18 protein-coding genes are annotated in these 25,534 nt (G+C 74.4%); 15 read left to right on the forward strand and 3 right to left on the reverse strand.

Features of this window, described 5'->3' with window-relative positions; translation table 11 throughout:
• Position 1 precedes the first annotated feature (1 nt).
• The 5 genes from ACQB60_RS28265 to ACQB60_RS28285 all read left to right on the forward strand — a co-directional run bounded on the left by ACQB60_RS28265 (position 2) and on the right by ACQB60_RS28285 (position 9,080).
• Positions 2–2,251: a bifunctional glycosyltransferase/CDP-glycerol:glycerophosphate glycerophosphotransferase gene (locus ACQB60_RS28265; RefSeq protein ID WP_496928894.1), complete on the forward strand. Its 2,250-nt coding sequence runs from the start codon at positions 2–4 to the stop codon at positions 2,249–2,251.
• Between the two features lie 44 nt (positions 2,252–2,295).
• Complete coding sequence (locus ACQB60_RS28270) at positions 2,296–4,107, forward strand: arabinofuranosyltransferase AftB family protein (RefSeq protein ID WP_496928895.1); 1,812 nt, start codon at positions 2,296–2,298, stop codon at positions 4,105–4,107.
• Between the two features lie 47 nt (positions 4,108–4,154).
• The gene (locus ACQB60_RS28275; protein WP_496928896.1) at positions 4,155–6,395 is read left to right on the forward strand and encodes a bifunctional glycosyltransferase/CDP-glycerol:glycerophosphate glycerophosphotransferase; all 2,241 of its coding nucleotides are present in this window, start codon (positions 4,155–4,157) and stop codon (positions 6,393–6,395) included.
• A complete protein-coding gene (locus ACQB60_RS28280) occupies positions 6,392–8,131 on the forward strand; it encodes a hypothetical protein (protein ID WP_496928897.1) in 1,740 nt (579 codons plus the stop codon). The genes ACQB60_RS28275 and ACQB60_RS28280 overlap by 4 nt, the downstream gene beginning before the upstream one ends.
• A gap of 64 nt (positions 8,132–8,195) precedes the next feature.
• Complete coding sequence (locus ACQB60_RS28285; RefSeq protein ID WP_496928898.1) at positions 8,196–9,080, forward strand: class I SAM-dependent methyltransferase; 885 nt, start codon at positions 8,196–8,198, stop codon at positions 9,078–9,080.
• An 85-nt stretch (positions 9,081–9,165) separates the two neighbouring features.
• Here ACQB60_RS28285 and ACQB60_RS28290 read toward each other — a convergent pair whose 3' ends face one another.
• On the reverse strand, positions 9,166–9,834 hold the full coding sequence (locus ACQB60_RS28290) for a helix-turn-helix transcriptional regulator (protein ID WP_496928899.1): 669 nt from the start codon (positions 9,832–9,834) through the stop codon (positions 9,166–9,168).
• A gap of 330 nt (positions 9,835–10,164) precedes the next feature.
• On the opposite strand from ACQB60_RS28290, the gene ACQB60_RS28295 reads away from it, so the two are divergent.
• The 8 genes from ACQB60_RS28295 (at position 10,165) to ACQB60_RS28330 (ending at position 16,517) form a co-directional block, all read left to right on the forward strand.
• Positions 10,165–10,446, forward strand: coding sequence for a hypothetical protein (locus ACQB60_RS28295; RefSeq protein WP_496928900.1), 282 nt, complete (start codon positions 10,165–10,167; stop codon positions 10,444–10,446).
• A gap of 97 nt (positions 10,447–10,543) precedes the next feature.
• On the forward strand, positions 10,544–11,113 hold the full coding sequence (locus ACQB60_RS28300; RefSeq protein ID WP_496928901.1) for a stage II sporulation protein M: 570 nt from the start codon (positions 10,544–10,546) through the stop codon (positions 11,111–11,113).
• On the forward strand, positions 11,098–11,778 hold the full coding sequence (locus ACQB60_RS28305) for a hypothetical protein (protein WP_496928902.1): 681 nt from the start codon (positions 11,098–11,100) through the stop codon (positions 11,776–11,778). The genes ACQB60_RS28300 and ACQB60_RS28305 overlap by 16 nt, the downstream gene beginning before the upstream one ends.
• A gap of 97 nt (positions 11,779–11,875) precedes the next feature.
• Complete coding sequence (locus ACQB60_RS28310; protein WP_496928903.1) at positions 11,876–12,394, forward strand: hypothetical protein; 519 nt, start codon at positions 11,876–11,878, stop codon at positions 12,392–12,394.
• Positions 12,391–14,112 carry a hypothetical protein gene (locus ACQB60_RS28315; protein ID WP_496928904.1) on the forward strand — a complete coding sequence of 574 codons (1,722 nt, stop codon included), beginning with the start codon at positions 12,391–12,393 and terminating at the stop codon, positions 14,110–14,112. The genes ACQB60_RS28310 and ACQB60_RS28315 overlap by 4 nt, the downstream gene beginning before the upstream one ends.
• The gene (locus tag ACQB60_RS28320) at positions 14,109–14,732 is read left to right on the forward strand and encodes an ATP-binding cassette domain-containing protein (protein WP_496928905.1); all 624 of its coding nucleotides are present in this window, start codon (positions 14,109–14,111) and stop codon (positions 14,730–14,732) included. The genes ACQB60_RS28315 and ACQB60_RS28320 overlap by 4 nt, the downstream gene beginning before the upstream one ends.
• Positions 14,729–15,775 carry an ABC transporter ATP-binding protein gene (locus ACQB60_RS28325; protein WP_496928906.1) on the forward strand — a complete coding sequence of 349 codons (1,047 nt, stop codon included), beginning with the start codon at positions 14,729–14,731 and terminating at the stop codon, positions 15,773–15,775. Before ACQB60_RS28320 ends, ACQB60_RS28325 begins: the two co-directional genes overlap by 4 nt.
• Positions 15,768–16,517 (forward strand): ABC-2 transporter permease family protein, encoded by a 750-nt coding sequence (locus tag ACQB60_RS28330; RefSeq protein WP_496928907.1) that lies wholly within the window; start codon positions 15,768–15,770, stop codon positions 16,515–16,517. The genes ACQB60_RS28325 and ACQB60_RS28330 overlap by 8 nt, the downstream gene beginning before the upstream one ends.
• Before the next feature lie 58 nt (positions 16,518–16,575).
• Here the strand turns inward: ACQB60_RS28330 and ACQB60_RS28335 are convergent, their stop codons facing one another.
• Complete coding sequence (locus tag ACQB60_RS28335; RefSeq protein ID WP_496928908.1) at positions 16,576–18,684, reverse strand: bifunctional glycosyltransferase/CDP-glycerol:glycerophosphate glycerophosphotransferase; 2,109 nt, start codon at positions 18,682–18,684, stop codon at positions 16,576–16,578.
• Between the two features lie 148 nt (positions 18,685–18,832).
• Between ACQB60_RS28335 and ACQB60_RS28340 the strand changes: the two genes are divergently transcribed.
• Positions 18,833–22,357, forward strand: coding sequence for a bifunctional glycosyltransferase/CDP-glycerol:glycerophosphate glycerophosphotransferase (locus ACQB60_RS28340; protein ID WP_496928909.1), 3,525 nt, complete (start codon positions 18,833–18,835; stop codon positions 22,355–22,357).
• A complete protein-coding gene (locus ACQB60_RS28345; protein WP_496928910.1) occupies positions 22,354–23,934 on the forward strand; it encodes a hypothetical protein in 1,581 nt (526 codons plus the stop codon). The genes ACQB60_RS28340 and ACQB60_RS28345 overlap by 4 nt, the downstream gene beginning before the upstream one ends.
• Before the next feature lie 9 nt (positions 23,935–23,943).
• Here ACQB60_RS28345 and ACQB60_RS28350 read toward each other — a convergent pair whose 3' ends face one another.
• A complete protein-coding gene (locus tag ACQB60_RS28350; RefSeq protein WP_496928911.1) occupies positions 23,944–25,461 on the reverse strand; it encodes a glycosyltransferase family 39 protein in 1,518 nt (505 codons plus the stop codon).
• Positions 25,462–25,534 lie beyond the last annotated feature (73 nt).

Genomic DNA, 25,534 nt, shown 5'->3' on the forward strand with positions numbered 1-25,534 from the left:
CTTGTCGCGCTTCAGCATCATCGTTCCCACCCACGGCGTACCGGGGCGGCTCGCCGACTGCCTCGCCTCGGTGCTCGGGCAGTCCTTCGACGCCTTCGAGCTGATCGCGGTCGTCTCCACGGCCGACGCCGACGCCGACCCGAGCGCCGCGATCGTGGCCGAGCAAGCGGCGCGCGACCCGCGCGTGCGGGCCGTGGTGGCGCCGCCCGCCGGGGGGCTGCCGGGGGCGCGGAACGCGGGCGCCGCGACGGCCGGCGGGCAGTTCCTGCTCTTCCTCGACGGGGACGACACGATGACGCCGGGCACCCTGCACGCCCTGGACGCGCGCCTGGCCGAGACCGGGGACCCCGATCTGCTGCTCTTCGACCACGAGCGGGTGCACTGGTTCGAGGGCGAGCAGGGCCCGGCGCTGGCCCGGCTGTGGGAGGGCGCGCCGACGGGGGTGTTCAGCGTGGAGCGGCACGCGGCGCTGCCGGATCCGCTGGTGCCCGCGTTCTCGGCGGCGTACCGGCGGCGGTTCGTGACCGAGCACCGGCTCTCGTTCGCGCCGGGCATGTTCACCGACGTGGTGTGGAGCGTCCTGGTCGCGCTGCGGGCCGAGCGGATCGCCGTGCTCGACCGGGTCTGCGTACGACATCTGCAGCGGCGCCAGGGCATGCGGAACCGGCTGCCGGGGGCCCACCACCAGGAGCTGCTCGACCAGTTCGGGCTCGCGATGACGGAGACGGCCGCCCTGAAGCCGCCCGCGCCGGTGCTCGCCCGGGTCTTCCGGCGCCTGACCCACGAGGTCCTCAAGACGGCGTCGACGCCCGCGCGGCTGCCGTCGCGGGGGATGCGGCGCCGCTACTTCCGGCGGGCGGCGCGGCTCTACCGCCGCCACCGGCCCGCCGGGTTCCGGCGCCCCGGCGGCAGCATCGGCCTCCAGCACGCGCTCCTCGCCTCCGGCTCGTACGCGGCGTTCAGCGCGGTGCGCGGCCTCAAGTCCCTTCTGGAGAAGGCCCTTTCGGGGATCACGGGCATCAAGCGGCTCTCCGCGAAGCTGCCGTGGCGGCGCGGCAACCGCCCGTACCTGCGCGCGCTGCGCCGCCCCGTCGACGAGAACCTCGCCGTGTTCTCCGCGTACTGGGGCCGCGGCTACACCTGCAACCCGGCGGCCATCCACGCGAAGGCGCGCGAGCTGGCCCCGCACATCCGCTGCGTGTTCCTGGTCGCCGAGGAGAACGCGGACCAGATGCCGGAGGGCGTGGAGTGGGTGGTGACGGGCTCCCCGCGCTACTGGGAGGTCATGGCGACGGCCAAGTACACGTTCAACAACGTCAACTTCGAGGGCCGGGTCAAGAAGCGCCCCGGCACCGTGCACGTCCAGACGCAGCACGGCACGCCCCTCAAGCACATGGGCGTCGACCAGGCCGAGTACCCGGCCGCGGCCGCCGGGCTCGGCCCGTTCGGGAAGATGCTGACCCGCACCGACCGCTGGGACTTCAACCTCTCCTCCAACCGGCACTCCACGGAGGTCTGGGAGCGGGCCTTCCCCAGCGGCTTCGAGCAGCTGGAGTACGGCTATCCGCGCAACGACGCCTACTACGCGGCGACGGCCGACGACGTGCGCCGGGTGCGGCGTGAACTCGGCGTCCCCGAGGGCAAGGTGGCGCTCCTGTACGCGCCGACGCACCGCGACTACCGGCAGGGCTTCACGCCCCAGCTGGACCTCGGCGCGTTCTGCGACGCGCTGGACGAGGGCTTCGTGGTGCTGCTGCGCGCCCACCACTTCTACGAGGGCTCGGCCGGGCTCGAACAGGCCGTGGCGTCCGGCAAGTTGATCGACGTCACCGGGCACCGCTCCCCCGAGGAGGTCTGTCTCGCCTCGGACGCGCTGATCACGGACTACTCGTCGATCATGTTCGACTACGCCAACCTGGACCGGCCCGTCGTCGTGTACGCCGACGACTGGGACGTCTACCGCGACTCGCGCGGCGTCTACTTCGACCTGCCCGCCGAGGCGCCGGGCCCGGTGGCGCGCACCCACGACGAGCTGGTGCGGATCTTCCGGGGCGGCGACTGGCGCGGTGAGCGGTCGCGGCGGCTGCGGGCCCAGTTCCGGGAGCGCTTCTGCGCGTTCGACGACGGGCACGCGGCGGAGCGGGTGGTGCGGCGCGTGCTGCTCGGCGAGGACCCGGCGGCGATCCGGCCCCCGGTGCCCCTGGCGGACCGGGTGCCTGCCCCCGCCGCGGCGCGGCAGCCGGTGCACTGAGGGCCCCGCCCTCGCCCCCGACCCATCCGAACCTGGAGCTTGCCTTGCCCCCGTCGACCAGCACCCCCGCCACCGCGGCTCCGGCGGCGGCGGTCCCGGCCCAGGCCGCGCGGGGGCGGGTGCCCCGGCTGCCCCGGCTGCCCCGGCCGGGCGGGCCCGGGGGCTGGAACGGGCTCGTCGTCGTGCTGCCCGCCGCGGCCGTCACCGCGCTCGGATACCACCACCGCTGGCTCGGCGACGACGCGTTGATCTACACCCGGGCCGTCCGGCAGATCCTCGCCGGGAACGGCCCGGTCTACAACGCGGGCGAGCGTGCCGAGACCTCGACGGGCACCCTGTGGCAGTGGCTGGTCGCCCTCGTCTCGCTGGTGAGCCGGGCCGACCCGGCCCTGGTGGCGGTGGCGCTCGGCCTCCTCTGCACGGCGGCGGGCTTCCTGCTCGCGGGGGACGCGGCCCGGCGACTGCACGGCGGGCGGCGGCTGCTGCCCCTCGGCGTGCTGGTCCTGGTGCCGGTCGCCGCCGTGTGGGACTACGCGACGTCGGGCCTGGAGAGCGGGCTCAGCACGGCGTGGCTCGCGCTGTGCTGGTGGCTCCTCGTCGCCCGGCGTGAGCGTCAACTCCACCTGATGGCTTCTGTATTGGGGCTCGGGCCGTTGGTCCGGCCGGACCTGGCCCTGGTCAGCCTCGTCTTCCTCGGCACCTGGTACGCGCTGCTGCGGCCCCGGCCCCGCGCGCTCGCCGGGCTCACCGCCACGGCCTGCGCGCTCCCCCTCGCGTACGAGATCTTCCGCGCGGGCTACTACGGGGTCCTGGTGCCGCTGCCGGGCCTCACCAAGGAGGCGTCGGACGCCAACTGGGGGCGCGGGCTCTGGTACGCGGAGAACTTCGTGCTGCCGTACCGGCTGTGGCTGCCGCTGGGCGCGCTCGCGGTGCTCGCCGTCCTCTTCGTCGTACGGCTCGTCGTACGACGGCGTGCGGTGCCGCCGCTGGTGGTCGCGCCGCTGCTGTCCGGTGCTCTGTCGCTGCTCTACGTCACCCGTGTCGGCGGTGACTTCATGCACGGGCGGATGCTGCTGCCCGGCCTGTTCCTGCTGGTCCTGCCGCTGTGGGCGGTGCCGTGGAGCCGGGCCGCCGGGGCCGCCTGCGTCGTCGTCGCCGTCTGGGCCGGGTGCTGTCTCGCGCTGTGGCGGCCGCCGCTGGTCTCGCCGCGCGGGGAGATCTGGGACACCCACGTCGGCTACCAGCGGGCCACCCGCCACCTGTACCCGGTCAGCCAGCGCGAGCACGCCGCCCGGCCCACGAAGTTCCGCAAGGAGATCGCGGGCGCACTGCGAACTCCCGCACCCCAGCTGGTCCTTGAGGTCGAGTACAACCGCCGCTATCTGCGGCTTCCGCTGGCCGCCCGCGACCAAGGAGAGCGGGGAGAGCGGGGAGAGCGAGGAGAACAGGGTGTGCCGGTCGCCGGGGCCATCGAGTTCCTCGGCTACGGCGGAGTCGCCGTCCCCCTGGACGGGCTCGCCGTCGACCCGCTGAGCCTCGCCTATCCGCTCGGCGCCCACATGGAGCGCTCCAGGACCGCGCGCGCCGGGCACGAGAAGCCGGTCGCCCTGGAGTGGATGGCCGCCGACCTCGCCGACCCGGCCGCCCCGCTGCCGCCCGGCATCGACCCGCGCGGCGTCGCGGCCGCCCGCCACGCCCTGCGCTGCGGGCCGCTGCGGGAGCTCCAGGACTCCGTGCGCCGGCCCCTGACGCCCGCCCGGTTCTGGCGGAACCTCACCGGGTCCTACGCCCGCACGACGCTGCGCTACCCGGCCGACCCGGTGGCCGCCGAGGCCGCCCTCTGCCGCGGCCCCTGAATCCGCCCCGCCCCGTCCCCACCCGCTCACGACCCGTGGAAGTGTCCGTGCCCCGTTTCAGCATCATCGTCCCCGCCTACAAGGTCCAGGGCTTCCTGCGCGAGTGCCTCGACTCGGTTCTCGCCCAGTCCTTCACGGACTTCGAGGTGATCGCCGTCAACGACTGCTCACCGGACGGCTGCGGCGCGATCATCGACGAGTACGCGGCACGCGACACCCGGGTCACGGCGGTGCACCTCGAGGAGAACGTGGGGCTCGGCCGCGCCCGCAACGCGGGGATGCCGCACGCGAGCGGCGACTATCTGCTCTTCCTGGACAGCGACGACACCTACACGCCGGGCACCCTCGCCGCCCTCGCCGAGCGGCTCGGCACCTCCGGCGACCCGGACGTGCTGATCTTCGACTACGCGCGCACGCACTGGTGGGGCGGGTTCCAGCGCAACGTCATGCACAAGATCTTCGCGGAGGCCGGGGACGCCGTGTTCACCGCGGCCGAACGGCCCGAGTTCCTCGACCTGATCATGGTGGTGTGGAACAAGGCGTACCGCAGGGACTTCGTCGAGGAGTACGGCTTCAGCTTCCCGCCGGGCTACTACGAGGACACCCCGTGGACGTTCCCGGTGATGATGTCCGCGGCCCGCATCGCCGTCCTCGACCGGGTCTGCCTGCTCTACCGGCAGCGCCGCCAGGGCAACATCCTGCGCACCACGAGCCGTAAGCACTTCGACATCCTGGACCAGTACGACCGGGTCTTCGCGTTCCTCGACTCCCGCCCGGAGCTGCTCAGTTGGCGCCCGTATCTGCACCGCCGCATGGCCGAGCACTGCCTGGAGATCCTCGACAAGAACAACCGCCTTCCCACCCGCGACAAGCCCGAGTTCTACCGGCTCGCCGCCGGGCGGTTCCGCCGCCACCGGCCCGCCGCCTTCCGGCTCCCGGACAGCGGCCACCGCACGGCGCTGCGGCTGCTCTCCCGCGCCCCGTACTGGACGTTCGCCCTGCACCGTCGCGGCCGGGCCCTGCTCTCGGCCCTGAAGAAGCGCAGGCGGCGCTGGCGCAGGCGCACCGCGACCCGGGTCAAGCTCCTGCTGCACAAGGCCCTTTCGCTGCGCCCCCTCGACCCGAACCTCGCGGTCTACTCGGCCTTCCACCACCGCGGCGTCCTCGGCGACCCGGCCGCGATCCACGCCCGCGCCCGCCAGCTCGCCCCGCACATCCGGGGCGTGTGGGTGGTGCGCCCCGACGCGGTGGAGGAGCTGCCGCCCGGCACCGACCACGTGCTGCCCAACTCGCTGCGCTACTGGAAGACGGTGGCCCGCGCCAAGTACTTCGTGAACAACGTCAACTGGGCGCACGAGCTGGTCAAGCGCGAGGGCTCCGTGCACATCCACACCCACCAGGGCACCCCGCTCAAGCACATGGGCCTCGACCTGCTCGGGCACCCGGCGGCCACCCACCGGCTGAACGTCCGGGGCATGCTGCGGCGCTGTGACCGCTGGGACCACAGCCTGGTCGCCAACCAGCACTCGGAGCGGGTCTGGGACCGCGCCTACCCCTGCCACTACGCGTCGGAGCGGACCGGCAGCCCGCGCAACGACATCCTGTTCACGGCCGACCCGGGGCACGGCGCCGCCGTCCGCCGCCGCCTCGGCATCCCGGCCGACGACACCGTCGTCCTGTACGCGCCGACGCGCCGCGACCACCACTCCACGGGCTTCGTGCGGCGCGTCGACCTCGACCGCCTCACCCGCGAGCTCGGCCCGGGCCACACCGTCCTGGTCCGCCTCCACTACTCGCTCTCCCGCCACCCGGTGCGCGGCCTGGAGCTGGCGGACCTGGCGCGGCGCGGGCTGATCCTCGACGTCACGGACGAGCCCTCGGTCGAGGACCTCATGCTCGCCTCGGACGCCCTCGTCACGGACTACTCGGCCCTGATGTTCGACTACGCCCACCTGGACCGCCCCATCGTCGTGCACGCCGACGACTGGGAGACCTACCAGGCCAACCGCGGCACCTACTTCGACCTGCCCGCCCAGCCGCCCGGCCATGTCACGCGCTCCACCGAGGAGTTGGCGGGGCTGCTGCGCGACGGCCGCTGGCAGGACGGGGATTCCGCCCGGCTGCGGGCCGCGTTCCGCGCGCGCTTCTGCCAGTACGACGACGGGCACGCCGCCGCCCGCGTGGTGAGCCGCCTCATGCTCGGCCAGCAGCCGCCGACGGACATCCCGGCGCAGAGCTCCACCCAGGCCGCCGCCGAGGCCCCCCTCCAGATCAGGAACCACGCATGACCCAGACCACCCCCACCATCCCCCGCCCCGGCACGGCGCCCGAGGACGCCAACCCGCCCCGGAAGAACAGCCGTTGGCGCCCCCGCATGCCCGTCCTGGGCGCCGCCCTCGCGGGCACCGCGCTCATCGGCTCCCAGGGCGCCCGGCTCGGGCAGTGGATCGTCGACGACGCCGCGATCACCTTCGCGTACGCACGCAGCATCGACGAGGGCCTCGGCCCCGTCCAGCAGGCCGGCTCACCGCCCGTCGAGGGCTACTCGAACCCGCTGTGGCTGCTGCTCCTGCTGGTCGGGCGGCGGCTCGGACTCTTCGACCACCGCGCCTACTTCGGGGTGCCCGACCTGGTGCTCTACCCGAAGCTGCTGGGCCTGCTGTGCGCGCTCGGCATCCTGCTCGCGGTGGGGTGGGCGGCGCGCTCCATGGTGAAGCACGCCTGGGCGGTGGTCGCGCTCACGGGCGTGCTGCTCGCCGCCAACGCCTCCTTCACCGCATGGATGTTCTCCGGCCTGGAGAACCCGCTCTACGCCCTCGCGGCGACCGTCCTCGCCGCCGTCCTCGCCAGGGCCTCCGTGGACGGCGCCCTCCTGGAGCGCCGCCCCGCGGTCCTCGCCGGGCTCCTCGCCCTCGCCGCCGCCCTGACCCGCCCGGACGGCGCGGTCCTCGCGGCGGTCCACCCCCTGCTGCTGCTCCTCCACGTCACCCGGCCCCGGCTCGGGGCGTCCGTACGCGCGGCGGCGCTGAGCTGCGGCGCGTTCCTGGTCCCGTACGGGGCGTTCCTCTGCTGGCGGTACGCGGAGTTCGGGCGGCTCGTGCCGAACACGGCGGTGGCGAAGGCGCAGGAGACCCCGACCCTCGAACTCTTCGCCGGGACAGGTGACTTGCTGGCCTTCGCGGGCTGGACGGCGGTGCTCGCGGGCGCGGGGGTGGTGGGCCTCGCGCTCAGCCGCCCCGGCCGCCTGCGCTCCGGCCTGGCCCCGGTCCTCCTCCCCCTCGCCCTCACCCTCACGTCCTTCGGCGTCCTCAAGCCCGACTGGATGGGCATGTACCGCTTCGCGACGCCGGTGTGGGCGCTCGCGTCCTTCGCGGTGAGCGTGGCCCTCGCCGGGGTCCTGCAGCGCGGCACGGTGCGGGCCCGCGCGCTCACGGCCACCGCCGTCTGCGGGGCGCTGCTGCTCGCCTGGGGCGGACAGCGGGAGCAGGCGGCCGAGTTCCGGGCCCACCCCACGCTGCCGATGTGCGTCGTCGCCGACCGCTACGGCCCGGTCTTCAACGAGTACGCGGACCGGCTCGCCCTCAAGCACCCGACGTACCTCATCAACAACCTCGGCGGCACGCTGTTGACCAGTGACCTGAAGGTGTACGACCTCGCGGGCCTCACCGAGCCGACGATCGCCGACGCGTTCGCCGCCCACGACATGCCCGGCCTGCGCCGCTATGTCTTCCGGACCCTCCGGCCGACCCTCGTGCACGCCCACGGCTACTGGGCGTCCTACCCCGGCCTCACCCCGAAGCGCATGACCGCCGAGGGCTATCTGCCGTTGTACGAGGAGAAGTCCGCCAAGGGCGACGGCGGCGACTGGGTGCGCGCGGACGCCGTGCGGGACCCCAAGAGGCTTGCCGCCACACAGCGTTGGGCGAAGAAGGAAGTCACCCGGCAGCTGCGGGCACAGGAAGCGGGCCGCCGCGGCGACTGCGGCGACGTGCTCCGCCCCGGCCGGCGCCTCGCGGCGCCATGACGCCACCACCCCGCCCCCAGCACATCACCACCCCGTCCTCCCCACCCTCATCAAGGAGTTGTCCATGAGCGCCACCGACACCACCACCGAGCCCGAGCTGAAGAAGCCGGCCAAGCTGGACGACGTGCCGGGCTGGTTCCAGCGGCTCGACCAGCAGCTGTTCGCCTTCTTCCTGGAGGCCACCGCCGAGCGCGGCGGGAACCTCCTGGAGATGGGCTGTTACCTCGGCAAGTCCACCATCGTGATGGGCCGCCACCTCCAGCAGGGCGAGACCTTCACGGTGTGCGACCTGTTCGGCGAGGAGTCGCAGGGCGCCTACAGCCGCACCGAGACGCGGGACTTCTACCAGAAGACCCTCTCCCTGCGGGCCTTCGAGACCAACTACCTCGCCTTCCACGACGAGCTGCCCGAGATCGTGCAGGCCCGCACGACGGTCCTCGCCGACTCGATCCCGGCGGACAGCTGCCGCTTCGTGCACATCGACGCCTCGCACATGTACGAGGACGTGAGCGTCGACATCGACACGACCCGCGAGATCCTCAAGGGCCACGGCGTCGTCTCCCTCGACGACTACCGCACCGAGCACACGCCGGGCGTCTCGGCAGCCGTGTGGGAGGCCGTCTTCACCAAGGGCATGCGCCCCATCTGCGTCTCGGGCCTGAAGATGTACGCGACGTGGGGCGACCCGGAGCCCCTCCAGGAGCGGCTGCGGGAGTGGGCGCCGACGGTGCCGGGCTGCGAGGTGAGCGAGAACCTCATCGACGGCGACCCGGTACTGCGCCTCTCCATCAAGAAGCCGGCCGGGCCCGCCGCCAAGAAGCCGGCGGCCGCCCGCATCCCCGCCCAGCCGGGCGGGGCGGCGACCGCCCCCGCCAAGCGCTCCCTGATCCGCCGGGTGGCGGTCAACGTCCTGCCGCCCATCGTGACGAAGGCCCTGCGCCGCCGCTGACTCCCCGGCGCCGCCGGCTCCCCGGCCCTCGCCCCGCCCCCGCCCGTGCCCCGGTTGAAGCCGGGCCACGGGCGGACCCGCCAGGTCACGCGGCGGAGGCGGAGACCTCTATCCCGTGCGCGTACAGCGCCGCGCGCACGCGGTTGTCCACGCCGCACTTGGCGTAGACGGCGCTGATGTACGACTTGACGGTGCCCGCGCTGAGCCCGAGCCGCGTACCGATCTGCTGATTCGTCAGCCCCTCGCCGAGCAGCGCGAGCACCTCGCGCTCCCGCAGCGACAGCGGCGACATCCCGTATCCCTGCCCGTATCCCTGCCCGTACCCCTGCCGCGGGACGCCCCGGGTGACGATGCCGCCGGTCCGCAGGATCCAGGCGGCGGGCAGCACGGCGGCGCCCGACGCGAGGGTGTGCACGGCGTGCGAGAGGGCGCCCACCTCGGCGTCCTCGGGGAGGTAGCCGGAGACGCCCGGGGGCAGCCCGACGGCGGAGAGCTCCATGACGGCGGCCGCCGCGCCGAGCAACGCGACCGGGTGGCGGGGGACTTCACCGTCGCGGACGGCGCAGAGCAGCCGGTCGATCCCGGGGAGGTCGCGCGCGGCCAGGACCACGGTGCGGGAGCGGCTCCGCAGCTCGGCGAGCGCCTCGTCGACGCCCGCGCCGGAGTTGACCGTGAACTCCCCGCAGTCCGCGAGGGATTGAGCGAGTCCCCTGCGGATCAGTGGATGGTGATGGGCAACCGTTATGTGCAGCATGACTCCCCCCAGCGGCCATGAAGTCAAGAGTTGATCAAGTGGTCGGGGTCAACCTACCCCATAGCGGACCACCCGTGACGCTCGGTGACGGACCCCCTCAAACCCCAGAACTCCCGCCCCCTATGCCGGATTTGAGGCCATTACGCGCCAGTAACTGCCGAACGGCCACGCCGACAGGCAGTGGGGCGCCCGGCGGATTCACCACAAGATCAACACCGGCCCCGGGCGTGCACCGCCGGGGCCGGACGCGTGTGCCCGCCCCGCGCCAATCGGGGCGGGCACGCGTCCGATCGTAATGAACCGTTCGACCCTGCAAAGGAAACGCTCGACATGAACCGCTCGGCAGCCCGCCGCACCCTGTCCGCCAGCGCCGTCACGGCCACCGTCTTCGGCGCCTTCATGGTGGCCGCGACGGCCGCGCCCTTCTTCCTGAAGAACGCGCTCAACATGAGCAAGGACTCCGCCTCCACCGTCTACCAGTCGATCATGGCCGGCATGGACGTCGCGTCCGCGATCGGCCTGGTCAGCGGCGGCCTGGCGATCGGCTCGATCGTCATCTGGGGCGTCAAGAAGGCCATCAAGGCGGGCGGCAAGAAGGCCGTCATCGCCTGATCCGACGGCACCCGCGTCCGCCGGGGCCCCCGTGGGTCCCGGCGGACCGGTCCGGCAGGGATCGAAGACCGATGAACACCGGCTGATGGATACCCGTATGGAAACCCGGCTGGAAACCCGGCCCAGGGATACGACGACCGGGCCCCCCGAGGTGACCGGACTCTTCCGCAGGCAGTGGCCCGCCGTGGTGTGCGGCGCACTGCTGTGGCTGGCCGCGTTCGGCGTCGGCTGGTGGTACGCGCCCACCGACCCCACCGGGGTCAGCCGCAACCACCAACAGCCCAGCACCGGGCTCTTCCTGGAGATCCTCTCGCGCAACGTCGGCATCTCGGCGGCGCTGTTCCTGGGCGTCGTCACGCTGGGCCTGCTGACGATCCCGCTGACGCTCGTGACGGGCGCCCTCGCCGGTTACTACTGGGGGCAGGGCAGCGAGGTCCTCGGTGTACGCGGCGTCGTGCGGCACCTGCTGCCGCACATGCCCCTCGAGTTGGCGTGCCTCGCACTCGCGGCGGCGGCCGGTCTCGTCCCGCTGGTGACGTGGGCGCGGGCCGGGCTCGGGCGCGGGCGGCGGCGGGGGCTCGGGTTCCAGGACGCCTGCCGGATGTGGGGCGCGGCGGTGGGAGGACTGATCGTGGCGGCGGGAGTGGAGACATGGGTGAGCACGTGAAGTACGCGGAACGGGCCGGGCTTCCGGTCCACGGTGGCGCGGAGGAGGAGCCGGAGGCGGGTGCCGACCTTGCGGGGCACGGTGGCGGCCGGGCCGCACGCCTGCTGGGCAGGCGCGGCCACGCACTGGGCGTCGGCGCCCTCGTCGCCGCCACCGTCGGATTCGGCGTCCCGCTGTGGAGCGAGCTGCGCGCCCGGGTCCTGGAGCGGGTCGAGGACGCCCCCGACGGTGCGATCGGGATCGGCACGGCCGTCGCGTGGTGCACCAGCGTGCTCGCCAACATCGTGACGCTGGGGGTCCTCGGGTTCGCACTGGGGGCCCTCGGCGCCGTCGCCCTGCGCCTGCGGTTCGGCGGCGACGGCGGACCTGCGCCAGAGGCGGCCGGGAGCGGTGGATTCACCCGCGTACGGCGGGCGTTCACGCTGGGCTGGATCGCCTTCGTCCTGGCCAAGCTGACCGGCTGGACGCTGGTGCGGCTCGCTCTGGGCGACGGGATCTCCCGGGCCGTTCCCTCGGTGACGCTCCTCGACGGCTGGCTGGTGCTGCTCCCCTGCGCGCTGGCCGCGGCCGGACGGATCGCCGGGGCCGGATGGCCGCGCGCCGCCGCGGCCGCGGCCGGGGTCACCGCCGTGTACGCGACCGCGCTCCTGCTGCTGCCCTCCTGATCCGGCCGGGCCGCCGCCGTCGCCCCCGGCTCCCCCACGTACCGCCGTCTCCCCCACACCGCTCGACTCCCCCCGCGCACCGCCCTCTCGGAGAACCATGCTGCACCGCCTCTTCTTCAGCACCCTCGGCAATCCCCGGCTCATCCGGTTCGTCCTGCGCTGCTGGACCGTGGTCGTGGACGGCATCGCCCGCCCCGGGGTGCGCATCGCGGGCGGGGTGCTCGCGGCGGCCGCGGGCGCGTGTGCGCTCGCCTACTTCTTCGTGTTCCGGGCCACGGCCGGGGCGAGCCGCCGCGCGGTGGAGGCGTCCGACGACCTGCGGGGCGACCCCGGCGACGTCATGGACGTCCTCCAACTCCTCGGCGTCGTCTGGCTGATCAGCGGTGTCGCGCTGCTCGCCCTCGGGCTGCTGGTCGCCGTCGCCCGCTGGGGCAGCGTCCTGATGATCGTGGGCGGGGTGCTGTGGTGGGCACCGCTCGGCCTCCTCGGCCTGTACCTGCCGACCGCGACCGCGCCGAAGCTCCTCGCCGGGGTCTTCGTGGCGCTGGTCGTCCCGGCCACGGTGCTCTGCCCCGCGGAGCGGTTCGGCGGGACGCGCGCGGGCGAGGCGGCATGACGGGCCCGGCGGGGGTGCGCGGCTGGCTCCGTACGGCGTTCGCGCTCTGCCTCGCCGATGCCAGGCGGCGGCTCAACCTCCTTTCCGGTACGGGGAGTTCGGCGCACTCGCGGCGGCGGGCGGTCCGGGTCGTGGCGGGCGCGGGCGGCGCGGCGGTGCTCGGCACCCTCGTCGTCCTGGGCCGCACCCTGGGCGTGCTGCTGCCCCCCGACTCCCCCGCGATCCGCGCGGACCTGCCCGCCTGGACGTGGACGCCCGTGGCGCTCTGGCTCCTCATCCAGGTCCTGAGCGCGGAACCGGCCGCCGCACGCGCCCTGGTGAGCCCGCCCGACGCAGACGTCCTCGCGACGCTGCCGGTGACCCGCGCCCACCTGGTGACCGCCCGGCTCGTCGTCCCGGCGGCCGGGGTGGCGGGTGCGGTGGTGTGCGCGACCGCCGCGATCACGGTGCCGTGGCTCGCCGCCGGCGCGGAGGGGCGCCGCGTCCTGCCGGTGCTGCTCGTGCACCTGGTGGGGGCGGCGGCGTGCGGGGCCGCGCTGCGCGTCCTGCTGGTGACGGCCTTCATGGTGCGCGTGACCCGGGTCGCGCAGCTGCCCAGGGCGCTGCTCGCCGGGGCGGCGGGGGTCCTCCTCGGCGTCGTCGCGGCGCCCTTCGCCCGCGCGCTCGCCGGGGACGCGGGACCGGACGAGGAGCATGCCGCCCGGCTCGTCGGCACGGCCCTGACCGCCGCGCGCCCCCGGCTCTGGACCGAACTGCACCAGCCGGAGCGGGCCGCCGCGACCGCCCTCGGGTACGCCGCGCTCGTCCTCGTCCTGGCGGCGCTCGCCGCGCTCCGCGTGCGGGCCACCGTCCGCCGCGACGCGGACTCCGGTCGCCCCGGAGCGGCGGCCACCGGTGCCGCGGCCGGCTCCGGGCGGCCCTGGCCCGTCACCCCGTACGGCATGGTCCGGCGCGTGACCTGGCTGCGCCTGCTGCGCGGACACCCGGAGACGGTGGGCCCGCTGGCGCGGCTCCAGCGGCTGAGCGTCCTCGTCGGCGCGGCCTGCGCGGCCCTCGTCCTCACCCTCGGACATCCGCTGTGGCGGCTGCCGTTCACGGCGGTGGGCGCCCTGTTCGTGGCCGTCGCGCTGATCACGACGAGCGAGGTGGTGCAGGTCTGCGGCATCGAGGCCGACCGGGACTGCTGGGACGCGCTGCGCCAGTCGCCGCACCCGACGGGCTCCTGGGTGGCGGCGAAGGCGGTGACCGCCGCGCTCGCGGCCGGAGCGGTGACGGCGCCCTGCGGCCTGGGCCTCGCCGCGCTGTGCGGGGTCACGGGCCCCGTCCGGTGGGCCCAAGTCCTGCTCGCCCTCGTGGTGGTGGCGCTCGCCACGGGGTGCGCCACGGTGCTCACCCACTTCTGTGTGCCGCGGGCCGAGGGCTTCGCGGACGGCCGGGTCACCCGCGCCCCGGCGGCCGACGTCACGGACGGCGTGTTCGTGGCACTGCTCACCGCACCGGTCACGGCGGGAGCCGCCCTGAGCGGGTCCCTCGCCGACGGCACCGCCGCCGCGGCACTCCACTGCGGCCTCCTGGCCGTCTCCCTGGCCGCCGCCCGCGCCGCGCTCGGCGCCCTGCGCGGCCGCGACCTGCCTGTCCCGCGTGCGACACCGCCCGCAGGGACCGCCCCTCCCGCACCCCCCGTCCCGTCCCACCAGAAAGCCAGGCCCCACCAGTGATCCACATAGCGGACCTCGTCGTACGCCGCGGCCGGGCGGACGTCCTCAGCGGCTTCGACGCCCGGGTGGCGGACGGCGAGTCGGTGCGGCTCGCCGGGCCCAACGGCAGCGGCAAGAGCACCCTTCTGCACGTCCTCGCCGGCCTCACCGCACCGGCGGCGGGAACCGTCACCGTCGCCGGACGGCCGCCGGGCGACCCGGCGGTGCGGGCGCTGCGCGGCTTCGTCCAGGAGCCGCCGCCGCTGTACGAACACCTCACCACGGCCGAGCAGTTGGCGTTCGCGGCCGGGGTGTGGGGCGTGCCCGGGACCGGCCTGCGCGAACGCGCCGAGTCCCTGGGGCTCACCGAGCGCCTCGACGTCCTCGTCGGCGACCTCTCCCTCGGCCAGCGCAAGAAGCTCGGCTTCCTGTGTGCCACCGCGCACACGCCCCGGCTGCTGCTCCTCGACGAGCCGTTCAACGGCCTCGACTCCGCCGCCGAGACCGCGGTGCGCGAGGAGCTGTCGCGGTGGCGGGACCAGGGCACGACCCTCGTCGTGGTGTCGCACTCCGACAGCTCGGTCGCGGGCCTGGTGGACCGCACGATCGCGACGGCCCCGCCCACGGCGGCCACCTCATGATCGAGGCGAAGGACCTGGTCAAGTCGTACGGGGGGCGCCGAGTCCTCGACGGGCTCTCCTTCACCGCGGTGCCGGGCCGCGTCACGGCCTTCCTCGGTCCCAACGGCGCGGGCAAGAGCACCACGCTGCGGATGATCCTGGGGCTCGGCACTCCCGACTCCGGCAGCGCCGTGGTGCACGGTGTCCCCTACGCCGAACTGCCCGACCCGCTGCGCTCGGTGGGCGCCCTGCTCGACGCGTCCGCCTGCCACCCCGCACGCAGCCCTTACGCCCATCTGTCCTGGCTCGCCCGCACCCACCGCATCCCGTCCGCACGGGTACGGGAGGTGATCGACGTGGTGGGCCTCGGCCCGGCCGCGCGCCGCCCCGTGCGCGGCTTCTCCCTCGGGATGCGCCAGCGCCTCGGCATCGCCGTCGCGCTCCTGGGCGACCCGGAGGTGCTGCTCCTCGACGAGCCCATGAACGGCCTCGACCCGGAAGGCATCCAGTGGCTGCGCGGGCTGCTGCGGGCCCTCGCCGACCAGGGCAGGACCGTCCTGGTCTCCAGTCATCTGATGCACGAGATGGCGGCCACCGCCGACCACGTCCTGGTGATCGGCCGGGGCCGGGTCCTCGCCGACGGAGACATGGCCACGCTCCTCGGCACGGGCACCGCAGCCGTCCGCCTCGTCTCCCCCGGGCTGCCCCGGCTCGCCCCCGCCCTGCGCGCGGCGGGCGGCGAGGTGACGTACGACGGCGCAGGAGACGGAGAGAAGGAAGAGAGCGGAGGCGAAGGCGCGGTGACCGTGACCGGCCTGAGCGGCGCGCAGATCGGCGATCTCGCCGCCCGGCACGGCGTGAGCGTGCACGAACTGACGCCGCAGAGACCGTCATTGGAGGAGACCTACCTGCGCCTCACGGCCGAGGCGGCGGAGTACCGCGCGACGGCACCCGCACCCACAGGCAGCGACACCGGCACAGGCACCGACACAGGCAGCGGCACAGACACAGGCAGCCACCGCGCGGAAAGCGACAGCCGAAAGGGAGCCCCCCTCCATGCGTGACCTGCTCGCCGCCGAGTGGATCAAGCTCCGCTCCGTGCGCTCGACCCCAGCTCTGCTCTGCACGGCCTTCGCCCTCACCGTCCTGGTGAGCCTGCTGTTCTGCGCGCTGATCGGCCCGGAGTTCCGGCGCATGGACGCGCCGCACCAGCGTGAACTCGACCCTGTGGGGCTGCCGTTCACCGGTCTGCAGTTCGGCCAGGTGCCGCTCGTCGTCCTCGCGGTGCTCGCCGTCGGCAACGAGTACGGCACCGGAATGATCCGCACCACCCTCGCCGCCTCTCCCCGGCGCGGCCGTCTCCTCACGGCCAAGCTGACCCTGCTCGGCGGCGCCGGGCTCGGCTGGGGCCTGGTCACCGGCGCCGTTGCGCTCCTCGCCGGGACCGGCGTGCTCGGAGCTCAACTGCCTTCGGTACCCGAGGCGTTGCGGGCGGTCCTGGGTGCGGGCGCGTACGCGGGCCTCCTCGCGGTCCTCGCGGGCGCCCTCACCTTCATGGTGCGCCGCTCACTCACCGCGCTCGGCCTGCTGCTGCCCCTCCTGTTCGTGGTCTCCGGGGCACTCGCCACGGCGCCCCGGCTGCGCCCGCTGGCCCGGCTGCTCCCGGACCGCGCCGGGCTCCGCCTGACCCAGACGCACCAGGACGCGGGCGACCTGTCCTGGGCTGCGGGCGGCGGCGTCCTGCTGCTGTGGGTGGCGGCCGCCGTCCTGGCGGCGCACCTGGCCCTGCGCCACCAGGAGTGCTGACCCCAGGGGACACCCACCCGCCATGGGGACACCCACCCGCCATGGGGGCACCGCCCCGCTACGCGACGGTCCCGCCCGCCAGAAAGAGCCGTCGCACCACCCGCTCCGCGGCACCCCCGTCGTCGTAGGGGCAGAACCTCCGCCGGAACGCTTCCCGCAGCTTCGTCGTCCCGTGGGTGTCCCAACTCCCCGTCCGGAACAGCTCGATGAGCTCCTCCTCGGACGTGGCCACCGCGCCGGGCGTCTCGCCGGGGCGGCCGGAGAGGAGGTCGAAGTAGGTGCCGCGGGCCAGGCGGTACGCCTGCCAGTCGGGGGCGTAGCTGATGATGGGGCGGTCCAGGCAGGCGTAGTCGAACATCAGGGACGAGTAGTCCGTGACGAGTGCGTCGGCGGCGAGGCAGAGGTCCTCGACGCGCGCGTGGCCGGTGACGTCGATGAGCTGGGGGTGCCCGGCGATGTCGGAGAGGCCCGCGTCCGAGCCGTAGAAGTAGTGGGCGCGCACCAGCACGACGTACGACGGGCCGAGGGCGCGCACGAAGCGGGCGAGGTCCAGGCGGGGCAGGAAGCCCTTCTGGTAGTCGCGGTGGGTGGGGGCGTAGAGGAGGACGGTCCGGTCCTCCGGGATGCCCAACTCCGCACGGATGCGGGCGACGTCGTCCGGCCCGGTCGTGAAGTAGACGTCGTTGCGCGGGTAGCCCGCCTCCAGGGCCTGGTAGGAGACCGAGGGATAGACGCGCTCCCAGATCTCCGTGGAGTGCGGGTTCGAGGAGAGGCTGAGGTCCCACTGGTCGGTGTGGTCGAGGACCTTCTGGAAGCTGATGCCGTGCGTGCCCGCCGGGTAGCGGCGCTGGTCGAGGCCCATCTTCTTCAGGGGCGTGCCGTGGTGGGTCTGGAGGTAGACCTGGCCGGGGCGCTTGGTGAAGCCGCCGGGGAAGCTGGAGTTGTTGATCAGGTAGGTGGCGCGGGCCATGGCCTGCCAGTAGCGGCGCGAGCCCTCGATGACGTAGTCGACGCCGGGCGGCACGCGGTGCTTGTTGCGGCTGGAGACCACCCACACTCCCTTGATGTGCGGGGCGAGTTCGCGGGCCTTGGCGTGGATGGCGGCCGGGTTGCAGGAGACGCCCCGGTTCCAATAGGCGCCGTAGACCGCCAAGTCGGGGTCGAGGGCGCGGCGGCGGTCGGCGCGGTAGCTGACGCGCATGGCGCGGGCGCGCAGCTTCTTCTTCTGCTGCTTGAGTCTGCGGGTGGCGCGGCGGCGCCTGCTCTCCGCCTTGCGCAGCCCCTCGAAGGCCGGGTACGAGGCGGCGGCGAGGGCCTTCTCCTCGCCGGAGCGGGGCTCGGCACCGGCGGGCGCGTGGGCCGCGTACAGGCGGGCCGCCTCGCGGAAGAAGCGGCGCCGGTCGGCGGCGCGGATCCGGCCCGGGTCGTCGAGGACCGCGAGGAGGTGCGTGACCAGGTGCGGGAAGAGCCGCGTGCGGTCCGTCCCGCCGAGCCCGGCGAGCAGCTCCTCGTACCGCCGCAGGACCGCGAAGTGCTCCTCGCCGGGCGTCTTGGAGAAGCTGCCGCCGCGCCGCTCGCGCCAGCGCACACAGACCCGGTCGAGGGTCGCGGTCCGCCCGTCCGCCGCGAGGGCCGCGCGCCGCACCGGCTCCACGTCCTCGTACGGGCCGTCCGCGAAGGCGAGGTGCTGCGCGGTCCAGAAGGCCCGCCGGAAGAGGCGGTTCCAGGCGGCCGGGGTGACGGCCAGGGGGTCGCCGGTCAGGTCGTCGCCGCCGGGGCGGACGTTCTCCCACCAGTCGACCCGGTCGTGCGCGAAGAGGAGGAGGTCGGCGTCCGGCGCCTCGGTGAGGGCCGCGTCGAGGGCGCCGAGCGCGCCGGGGCGGAGCACGTCGTCGCCGTCGAGGAAGAGCAGCCAGTCGCCGGTGGCGCGCTCGGCGCCCGCGTTGCGCGCGCCGCCGGTGCCGCGGTGCCCGGGGAGGCGGACGAGTTGCGTGCGCGGGTCGCGCTCCGCATACTCCGCGGCGATCGCGGCGGAGGCGTCCGGCGACGCGTCGTCGACGACGATCAGCTCGACGTCGGCGAAGGACTGTTCCAGCACGGAGTCCAGGCATTCCCGCAGGTAGCCCTGGACGCGATGGGCGGGCACGACAACCGAGAAGCGCGTCATGGGCACCGACCGTAGCCAGCGCGACACCGCCTGTCGAAGACCATTTGTCACTCATTGGAGTGGTTGGGGAGCGAGAAGTTGACGCGGGGGGCGCGCGGCCGGGCAAAGGGGATGAATACCCCCGTACGCCCACGAAAGGCCGGTCGCCGTGCAGCCCCGTCTCAGCGTCGTCGTGCCCATCTACAACGTCGAGGAGTTTCTGCCGGAGTGCCTGGAGTCCGTCGCCGCGCAGACGCTGGCCGGACCGGACGGACTAGACGGACCAGACGGCCCGGACGGCTCGGGCGGCTCGGGCGGCTCGGATCTCGAAGTCATCCTCGTCGACGACGGATCCACCGACGGCAGCCCCCGCATCGCCCGCGAGTTCGCCGCCCGCGACCCCCGCTTCGTGTACGTGCGCCAGCCCAACGCCGGGCTCAGCGCCGCCCGCAACACCGGGGTCCGCCGCGCCTCGCCCACCGCCGAGTTCCTCACCTTCGTCGACAGCGACGACATCGTGCCGCACGGCGCGTACGCGCGGATGGTGGCGAGCCTGGACGCGACCGGCTCCGACTTCGCGAGCGGCAACGTCTGGCGGCTCAACGAGCGCGGGCGCCAGCAGGCGTGGCAGTACAAGTGGCTGACCGGGCCGCGCACCCGCACCCACATCTCCCGCGATCTGCAGCTGCTCGCCGACCGGGTCGCCTGGAACAAGGTGTTCCGGCGGTCGTTCTGGGACCGGCACGCGTTCACCTTCCCCGAGGGGAAGCTGTACGAGGACACGCCCGTCATGATCCCCGCGCACTTCCTCGCCACGTCGGTGGACGTGCTGAGCGACCACGTCTACTACTGGCGGGTGCGCGAGGGCTCGATCACGCGGCGGCGCACCGACGTGAAGGGCGTGCGCGACCGGATCTCGGCCTGTGCGCACGTCAGCGCGTTCCTCGCCGAGCAGGCGCCGGAGCACAAGAAGACGTACGACATCTCCTGCCTGCGCGACGACTTCGTGTACTTCCTCGAAGGGCTGCCGATGGGCGGGCCCGAGTACCGGGCCGCGTTCATGGCCGACACCGCCGCGTTCCTGCGCCGGGCCGACCCCTCGGTGATCGAGGCGCTCCCCGTCGACCTGCGCGTGAAGTGGCATCTCGTACGGGAGGGCCGCACCGCCGAGCTGATCGAGCTGCTCTCCTTCGAGCGGCTCGGCGGCGCGGCCTTCCAGGTGCGCGGCACCGTGCGGCGGCGGGCCGTGTACCCGGGGGTGCGTCCGGTGCCCGAGAGGCTCACCCGGCTCGGGCGGCGCGAACTGCCCGTCGTGGCCCGGGTCCGCGAGTCCTCCTGGGGCGCCGACGGGCTGCTCCGGATCAGCGGCTACGCGTACGTACGGAACCTGGAGGCGACCCGGCCCGGCCACTCCATCAAGGCCGGGCTGCTCAAGTCGGTGCACCACAAAGGGCAGTTCAGACGAGTGCCGACGCGGACCGTGGTGGCGGCCGAGGCCACCGAGCACTCCCGGCAGCGGCTGCACTGCTACGACCTGTCGGGCTTCGAGATGGTCATCGACCCCGAGCAGCTGAAGACCGGCGGCCGGTGGCGGCCCGGCAACTGGCTGCTCGGCGTGGTCGTCGCGGGCCACGGCTCGGTGCGCAGGGCGGCGGTGCGGGCCCTGGACGGCTCGGCCACGCAGTCCGTCGTACGGGAGCTGGGCGACGGGCTGCGGCTCGTCCTCGGCTTCAGCAAGGGCCGCCTGGTGCTGCGCGTCCAGGAGTACGCGGCCCGGGTCGAGTCCCACCACGGCGACGGCGGCGACGTGGTCCTCGACGGCACCTTGCCCGGCGCCGCGCGCCCGACGGCCCTGCGCCTCACGCACCCGCACTCCCAGAGCGAGTTCGACTACCCGGTGACGCTGACCGGCGACCGCTTCCGCGTCCGCGTCCCCCTCGCCGACCTGGCGTCCGTCCCGGCAACGCCGCACCTGGCCCCCAAGGAGGTCGAGCCCCCGCACGGCGACCGCTGGCAGGCCAACCTCGTGCTGTCCGACGGCAAGCTGAAGTCCCTCGCCGCCGCGCTCGCCCTGCCCCCCGGCCGCTACCCCGCCCGCCCCGGCGCCGAGCTGTGCGCCTCCGCCAACGACCGGGGCCAGCTGGTGGTCGAGCTGACCCGGCAGCCGGTCGCCGACCGGGTGGCCTTCGACGCGGACGGCACCCTCACCGTCGAGGGCACGGCGGCCGGGGCGAGCTGGGGCGAGGCCGAGCTGGTGCTCCGGCACAGCGGGCGCGACGACGAGGTGGCCGTCCCCGTGACCCGCGAGGGCGACCGCTTCCACGCCCGGCTCGCGCCCGGCGGCGGGGTGCTGCGGGAGGGCCGCTGGTACGCGTTCCTGCGCGAGACGGGCGGCGCGGAGAGGGCGGCCGGGCGGGCGGACCACGACGGTGTGCCCGTGCGGCTGCTTGCCGCCGTCTGCGCCACGCTGCCGCTCCACCGGTCCGTCAAGGGACGGGAGTTCACCGTCGACCGGCGCTTCGGCGACCGGCTGCTCATCGAGGCGGGATCGGTGCTCGCCCGCACCGAGCGCGGCGCCTACCGTCGCCACCGGCTGCGCACCGAGCACTACCCGCACCGGCGCACCCGCCCGCTGCGCGACGCCGTCCTGTACTTCGACGGGGACTCCCCGCGCGCCGTCCACGAGGAGCTGGTCCGCCGCGGCGCCGGCGCCGAGCACCTCTGGGTGACGCGGGACCAGCAGACCCGCGTGCCCGCCGGGGCCACGGGCGTCGAGGAGCACAGCGCCGCCTGGTACGAGGCCCTGGCCCGCTGCCGCCGCATCGTCACCGCGGGCCATCTGCCGGACTTCTTCGAGCGCCGCGCCGGCCAGACCGTCGTCCAGACCTGGAACGGCGCCCCGCTCAAGCGCATCGGCACCGACCTCACCGACACCCTGTACGCGGACCACGGCCACCTGGACGTGCTGCCGCAGCTGTCGCGCCAGTGGGACGTCCTGGTCTCCCCGAACAGACACTCAACTCCCCACCTGGGGCGGGCCCTCGCCTACGACGGTGAGATCCTGGAGGCCGGCTCGCCGCGCAACGACCTGCTCTTCGCGGACGACCGGCGGGGGGTCGCCGAGCGGGTGCGGCGCGAGCTGGGCATCGCGCCCGACAAGCGGATCGTCCTGTACGCGCCGACGTACCGGGACCACCTCGCGTACTCCCCCGGCCGGTTCCGCTACGAGCCCGCCCTGGACTTCCGCGCCGCCGAGCGCGTCCTCGGCGACGACCACGTCCTGCTGGTGCGCAAGCACCCGCTGACCTCCGGCCGCCTCCCGGGCGCCCGCGCCCCCTTCGTACGGGACGTCACCACGCACCCCCGCACGGCCGAACTCCTCCTGGTCTCCGACGTGTTGGTGACCGACTACTCGTCCCTGATGTTCGACTTCGCGCACACCGGGCGCCCAATGCTCTTCCACACCTACGACCTGGAGCACTACCGCGACACGGTGCGCGGCTTCTACCTCGACTTCGAGACCCGCGCCCCCGGCCCGCTGCTCGCCTCCACCGGAGAGGTCGTCGAGGCGCTGCGCGACCTGGACGCCATCGCGGCCCGGCACGCCGAGTCGTACGCCTCCTTCCGCGATGCGTACTGCGACCTCGACGACGGCCGTGCGGCGGCCCGGGTCGCCGAGAGGCTGCTGCGGTGAGCGCGGGCACGACCCTCGTGCGGCGGCGCACCGCCCACGGCGCGACCGCCACCGGGCTCGGCCGCCGCTGGCGCCCCACCCCCTTCTTCGTCTTCGGCGGGCTGTTCTGGCTGGTGATGTCGCTGGCCTTCTGGCGGGTGCCGATGTGCTGCGACTTCGGCCAGCACGCCGCCGTCGTGGAGCGCCTCAAGGAGAACCTCCTCCACCCGGCCCACCCCATGGCCGACCTGCCGGGCGACGGCAGCGCCTACTACTCGCCGTACGCGGTGGCGCAGGCCCTGTTCGCCAAGGCGACGGGCCTCGCGGGCTGGGAGGTCGTGAAGCTCTCCGGCCCCGTGAACCTGCTGGTGCTCCTGACGGGCGTCAACCGCTTCGTCCGTACCCTGACGGACCGTCAATGGGCCTCTGTGCTGGCCCTGTTCGCGATGGTCCTGCTCTGGGGCACCCGGATGGCCTGGTGGAGCGGCTACCTCGGCCTGATGTCGATGACGGGCAACCTCGGCTACCCCTCGACCTTCGGCATCGGCCTCGCCTTCTGGGCCTGGGCGTGGGCGGGCTCCCTGTCCCGCGCACCCCGGGGGCCGTGGCCGTACGCGGGGCTCGGCGCCCTGTGCGGCGTGATCCTCCTGGTCCACCCGATCTCTTCGGTGGCGGCGGTGATCGGGCTCGTGGCGTTCCTGCCGCGGTTGTGGCGCTCGCTCAGCGGCCGCCCGCGGCGCGCCTTGACCCGGTGCGCGCTCGCCGCGGTCACCGCCGTCGCCGTGGCCCTCTGCTGGCCGTACTACAGCGTCTTCTCCCTGGTCGGAGACCCCAGTGTGGACGCGATCCACCGCCAGCTCTACACCGAGATGCCCCAGCGCTTCTGGCTCGCCCTGCTGGGCCTGCCGGCCCTCTGGCTGCGGTGGCGCAGGGACCGCCGCGACCCCCTGGTCCTGATGTTCGCCCTGGAGGTCGCGGTCGTCGCGTACGGCTGGTTCTCCGGCCACTACACCTACGGCCGCATCCTCGGACTCACCCTCGTCCCGCTCCAGTTCGCGCTCGCCGTCGAGCTCGCGGCGCCGCTGCCGTGGGGCTGGCGGCGCGGCGCGCTCGCGGGGGCGACGGCGCTCGGCGCCTGCGTCGGGTTCTTCCAGCTCCAGGCGGGCGCCGTCGTGCCGCGCGCCCTCGACCCGGTCGGCTTCGACCAGCCGCCGCGCTGGCCCGACTACACCTGGGCCACCGACCACATGCGCGCGGGCGACGTGGTCCTCACCGACGGCTACCGGCCCACCCGTTCGGTCCCCGGCTACGGCGCCAACCTCGTCGCGCCCGCCTGGCCGGACCCCTCCCTCGACGAGACCGTGCGGGGCCGCCGCCTGAAGGACGTGCGCGCCTATCTCTCCCCCGGCTCCACCCGCCCCGAGCGCCAGGCCATCGTGCGCCGCTACCACGTCCGCTGGCTCCTCCTCGAACCCGACCAGCGGGTGCCGAAGGAGGCCGTCGTGGTGGCGTGGGGCCCGCACACGGGCGAGGTGCTCGCGCGCGTGGGCGGCGGGAATCCCCGGCCCCAGGAGATCCAGGAGCAGGCCCGCCGGTGAGGCGGCCGCTCAGCGGCGCACGTACAGCCGCAGCTCCGCCCCCGGCTGCCGGTACGTGGCCCGCACCCTGAACCGCCGTTCCAGTACGGCGACTTTGACCCGCTCCGCCGCTGCTTCCCGCGGTGGTTGCGCCCGCAGCGCCGGCGGGTCGGTGAGGACCCACACCCGGTCGACGGCCGCGAGCCGGCGGGCCAGGGCGGTGGGGGCGAACTCCTCGCCGTAGAGGGTGCCGGAGGCGACGGCGGACTCGCGCAGCGCAAGGTCCCGCGTGCCCCGGAACGCCTTCGGGTAGACGAGGGAGACCCGGCGGGCGATCGAGGGCAGGTACAGGACCCGGTCCCCGGCGCGCAGTTCGCGGGCGGCGACGGCCGAGATCGCCGCGTGCCGCTCGCTCCCGTGCCCGGCCGCCCTGTCCTGCCGCAGCACCGGCAGCTGCCACCAGAAGGCCCCCACGACCCCCACCACCCCCGCGACGACGGCGGCCCCCGGCCGCACCACCGCCCCGCTCCGCCGCAGCACCGCCCCCGCCGCCCCCGCGACCCGGTCCGCCCCCGCGGCGACGAGCAGCGGCGCGCCCGCGAGCGCGAACAGCACGTACCGCTCGTGGTAGAGCGGCGCCCGCTGCGACACGGCGAACAGCACCGCGGGCGGGACCAGGAGCAGCGGCAGCGCCACCGTGGCCGCCGAGAGCCGCCCCGGCCGCGGCAGGGGCGCGGCCACCGCGCAGAGGGCGAGCAGCAGCTGCGCCACGAACAGCGGCTCGGGGTACCCGAGGAACGAGTGCAGCAGCCGGTCCGCCTCCTGCCCGTCGGGCGCCCGCAGCCACGCCACCTGCCCGGCCTGCCCCCGCGAGACGAGCAGCAGCGGCAGCAGCGCGAGCGCGCACCCGCCCGCCGCGGCGCCCCAGGCCCGCCACACGGCGCGCGGCACCCGGGAGAGGAGCAGCGTCGCGGCGTGCGCGAGCAGCAGCAGCGCGGCGAGTTCGTGCAGCAGCGCGGTCCCGGTGACGGCCGCCCCGTACGCCCACCAGGCGCGCCCCCCGGTGCCGGTGCGCGCGACGGCCCGCAGGAGAAGGAGCGTCGCGCCCACGGCCCCGGCGGCGACGGCGGCGTAGGAGCGGCCCTCCTGCGCGTAGTGCCCGGCGACCGGCGTGATCGCGTACAGGAGCCCGGCCCACAGGCCGACGCGGGGGCGGACCAGCCGGGCGCCGAGCACGGCGACGAGCCCGGCGGCCGCGGCGGCCGCGGCCACGGACGGCAGGCGCAGCATGACCTCGCCCGGGTGCAGGGCGAGCACCGGGTGCATGAGGAGGTAGTAGAGGCCGTGCACCGCGTCGACGTGGTGCAGCAGCCACCAGATCTCCGGCAGGGAGCGCCGCGCGACCTGGAACGTGGCCCCCTCGTCGCGCCATATCGTGCCCCGGTCCAGGCCCCAGAGGCCGAGGGCGGTCATCACGGCGACGGGCACGAGGACGGGCACGACGGCGGTGCGCGTCCGCCGGGACGTGAGGGCTTCCGTGACCTGCATGAAGCCGAGTTTGTGCTATTTACTCACTTTTGCTGAGCATTGACGCCACGTCGGCTTCGACCAAACAGTCTTT

The organism is Streptomyces odontotermitis, from assembly GCF_050510915.1.
GTDB lineage: Bacteria > Actinomycetota > Actinomycetes > Streptomycetales > Streptomycetaceae > Streptomyces.

Bases quoted from the DNA above. Each gene is read 5' to 3' on its own strand.
- ACQB60_RS28280 (WP_496928897.1), top strand. From the start codon at position 6,392: ATGACCCAGACCACCCCCACCATCCCCCGCCCCGGCACGGCGCCCGAG.
- ACQB60_RS28285 (WP_496928898.1), top strand. From the start codon at position 8,196: ATGAGCGCCACCGACACCACCACCGAGCCCGAGCTGAAGAAGCCGGCC.
- ACQB60_RS28290 (WP_496928899.1), bottom strand. From the start codon at position 9,834: ATGCTGCACATAACGGTTGCCCATCACCATCCACTGATCCGCAGGGGA.
- ACQB60_RS28295 (WP_496928900.1), top strand. From the start codon at position 10,165: ATGAACCGCTCGGCAGCCCGCCGCACCCTGTCCGCCAGCGCCGTCACG.
- ACQB60_RS28300 (WP_496928901.1), top strand. From the start codon at position 10,544: ATGGAAACCCGGCTGGAAACCCGGCCCAGGGATACGACGACCGGGCCC.
- ACQB60_RS28305 (WP_496928902.1), top strand. From the start codon at position 11,098: ATGGGTGAGCACGTGAAGTACGCGGAACGGGCCGGGCTTCCGGTCCAC.
- ACQB60_RS28310 (WP_496928903.1), top strand. From the start codon at position 11,876: ATGCTGCACCGCCTCTTCTTCAGCACCCTCGGCAATCCCCGGCTCATC.
- ACQB60_RS28315 (WP_496928904.1), top strand. From the start codon at position 12,391: ATGACGGGCCCGGCGGGGGTGCGCGGCTGGCTCCGTACGGCGTTCGCG.
- ACQB60_RS28325 (WP_496928906.1), top strand. From the start codon at position 14,729: ATGATCGAGGCGAAGGACCTGGTCAAGTCGTACGGGGGGCGCCGAGTC.
- ACQB60_RS28330 (WP_496928907.1), top strand. From the start codon at position 15,768: ATGCGTGACCTGCTCGCCGCCGAGTGGATCAAGCTCCGCTCCGTGCGC.
- ACQB60_RS28335 (WP_496928908.1), bottom strand. From the start codon at position 18,684: ATGACGCGCTTCTCGGTTGTCGTGCCCGCCCATCGCGTCCAGGGCTAC.
- ACQB60_RS28350 (WP_496928911.1), bottom strand. From the start codon at position 25,461: ATGCAGGTCACGGAAGCCCTCACGTCCCGGCGGACGCGCACCGCCGTC.